General features: G+C 32.4%; 2 protein-coding genes and 1 pseudogene. 2 read left to right on the top strand and 1 reads right to left on the bottom strand.

The genetic code is table 11. The features are described from left to right. Positions 1-146: 146 nt before the first annotated feature. Entirely contained in the window at positions 147-764 is a 618-nt protein-coding gene (locus ACTNBR_RS16105) for a hypothetical protein (RefSeq protein WP_441019211.1), read from the top strand. 130 nt (positions 765-894) lie between these two features. After that, complete coding sequence (locus ACTNBR_RS16100; protein ID WP_441042731.1) at positions 895-2070, top strand: hypothetical protein; 1176 nt, start codon at positions 895-897, stop codon at positions 2068-2070. 354 nt (positions 2071-2424) lie between these two features. Here the strand turns inward: ACTNBR_RS16100 and ACTNBR_RS16095 are convergent. Beyond that, positions 2425-2976: pseudogene (locus ACTNBR_RS16095) on the bottom strand (site-specific integrase); the annotation flags it as partial. Between the last annotated feature and the right edge of the window lie 208 nt (positions 2977-3184).

Genomic DNA, 3184 nt, shown 5'->3' with positions numbered 1-3184 from the left:
TCGGTACATGATACGATGATATCCATCACTCCCGGCTCTGTTTTTGAGGTAAATAAAAATCGTCAAAGCCAGTAAAATCAATAGATTTAGGCTTGACAGAATAGGAAGGAAAATACATATCTGGAGAAGACTACCAGAAATGGCTTATGATTTGTACAAGATATTTACAACATTTGTACCCAAATGACCCCCAAACTGAATATTTCACCAAAGTAGCTGAGAGAGCAAATGGAAATGATGATAAAAATTTTGATATATTGATAAGCATTTTAAATGCAATAAAAGAACTTCCGGTTATCAATTCAACAGAGAGTATTGAAGATGTTTTTGATAAAATATTTACAAATTTTCATAGATGTACTCGGTCGATATTAAATAGACATGGGGGTAGAGAAACGATAGAAATAAAAGATGAATATGATGTTCAAGACTTGTTGGAAGGAATATTACGCATTTTTGTGGATGATATAAGACCTGAAGATTATGTCCCGAGTTATGCAGGGGGAAATTCCCGTACAGATTTTTATTTGCCTAAATATGATATGTATATAGAGACAAAAATGACGAGAACGAGACTAAAAGATAAAGAGGTAGGAGAGGAACTTATTATTGATGTTGCTCGTTATAATGAAAAATGTAAGAAATTAATTTGCTTTATATATGACAAGGAAAGCTTGTTGAAAAATCCGTATGGATTAATTCATGATTTGGAAAACCTTAGTAATGATAATTTAGATGTTAAAGTCTATATTTCTCCGCTATAATATATAATAATGAATAGTTTTTGTTTTAAGAAAAATAGGGGACAATTATGCTAGAATAACATATTAGCTGTTTTTGGCAATATTGATCATAAATAGATATTTTTTGGGAAGGAATTCTACTAACGATAAAATGGAATCATTATTTAACGAAAATATTATTTTTGTTTTTTTCTTTGCAATGATTGCTATTTATAATTACTCTGATTTAAAAGAATATCAGAGAATGGCAATTATTTATATTAGTGTTTATGCTTTAACAGTATTAGATATAATAGGAGTAAAATTAGCGATAGCGTTACTAGGATTATCATTATTTTGCTTTTTTGAAATTTTCACCTCGGATGAAACAAAATTTAAAATTTTAGTTAATCCAATATATAAGATAATAGATTTTATTTATATATCATTTTCGCAGTATGCTTTCGGGGGAATGTGTTGTGCTCTTTTTATGCTGAGAATTAAGATACCTGACATCATAAATAAGCAAGAGATGATTTTAAAAATACTGTCATTTCTATTTATGGTATGGACATTAACATCTACATTGCAACAAAAATATGTTTTACATACATTTGGAGAAATGTATAAAATATTTACTTATTTTCCGATAAATAAAATCAAATTTAATGAAAAATTGGATGAGGCATGTTCGATACTGATTTCAATAGAAGACAAGGCATATTATGAACGAAAATCATACTCATTTCTTTCACCTAAGTATATCCTGGAGATATTAAAAGATAAGATTAGAAATCAGAGAGGAAGTAAAAAAATTGCATGCGTTTTTTCAGCAGGGAATCGCTTCATAAGAAACATTTTTGATGAATCGAGAGGATATTCAACGATTCCAATGCAATTAATTCGTTCTTTAGGCATTAAAAGAGGATATAATTATAAATATAGAAGAAAAATATTTGAAATATTATATTCTAGAATGTTTTTTAAAGGTATAGAGAGAATGCTGAAGGAAGATCAAGTAGCACAAAGACAGTATTTTAAGAAATACCTTATATATATTTATTTTCATAAAGTAAACACTTTTTTAGGAGATGCCACGTTTAGTAAGTTTTTAAATGCCTTTGATATGCAATATAGTAAGAAAAATGAGAAAGATATATACGACTGTTCTAATGAAGGAATTTTTATTGCATGTATGGGGCTGAGTAAAAGAGCTAATAGTATTACAAAAGCTAATATTGAATATTATTTACAGGTAATTGATAATGTTGAGTTGGATCCAGATGTTGTGTGTGATATGGTTGACAAGATGATGGATAGACCATATGATGGAAATTACTTACAATAACAAAGTGTTTAAAGGATTAAAAGCTGTAAAATATAAGTGTGGTTTGAAAGGTACAATTATTAACTATTGGGTTGATTAAAGTATTATTATGACTTACTTAATAAAAATATTCACCATATTTTATATTTTTGATATAATATATATGGCAACATTCTGGCAACAGTTCATCAGAAAGCCAGTGGAAATTATGTAATAGAAATAAAAATAAGGCATATTGCAAGCGAAACCTTAATTAATTCCGTTAAGTTTTGGCGCGACAGAGCCGAGTTTGAATAGTAGGCGGTGGGCCAGAAAGCCTTATTTTACGGGGCTTCCGGGCTTCGACCTTTGAAAATTGCATTTTCATTGCATTTTTTAATTCACCTGCTTATGATACTCAGCTGTGAACTGATTGCTTGTGTAATCAGCCACACTTTTTGTTGCAGGTGTATAGGTAAGTTTTCCTGTCAGCTTCTTTGCTACTTCAAAGTTGCTGTTTGGATATAAATGCCCATAGGTTCCCAAAGTCGTTTGGATTTTTTCGTGTCCTAAACGGTCTTTGATGATTAATGGGTTTTCTCCCATGCTGATTAACAGGGAAGCATGGGAATGCCGCAAGGCATGGATTTTGATGCGGTGAACGCCAGCAAGTTCGGCCAGCTTTTCCAGGGCTCTTGGCAATGTATGCTTGCTGGTGGGAATACCGCTGTAACTCATTACGAAATCGCAGTTTGTAAGAACTTTCTGTTGAACTTCTTTCCATTCTTTTAGTTCTTTAATCGTATCATCATCTATAACGATATCCCGGATACCTGCCTGTGTTTTTGGTTCCACAAACTTATATTCTGTCATGGTTTTGTAGTAAAGATTCTTGTTGATGCTGAGAATGCCTGTCTCGAAATCAATATCTGACCATTGCAGTGCTGCCTGAATATTCCGGCGTTTGTGTCCGTGCTGTCCGGTCAGAAGGAAACCACAGAATCAATGATTGACTGGTGAAATCCTATCAGATATTGCGGCATTATAAAGCCTGCTACAGCACCGCAAAGCGGCTCTGGGCTTGACAATACCGCACTACCTGATAAGTGGTAAACAAGCCAATCAAAGAGTTTCCCTCCTCCGGAATGTCGGTTTC

The organism is Bariatricus sp. HCP28S3_F11, assembly GCF_052065395.1.
Classification (GTDB): Bacteria; Bacillota; Clostridia; order Lachnospirales; family Lachnospiraceae; genus Allocoprococcus.
This window is presented reverse-complemented; position numbering and strand designations above follow the sequence as displayed.

Coding starts and splice junctions, on each gene's coding strand:
- ACTNBR_RS16105 (WP_441019211.1), top strand. CDS start 147: ATGATTTGTACAAGATATTTACAACATTTGTACCCAAATGACCCCCAA.
- ACTNBR_RS16100 (WP_441042731.1), top strand. CDS start 895: ATGGAATCATTATTTAACGAAAATATTATTTTTGTTTTTTTCTTTGCA.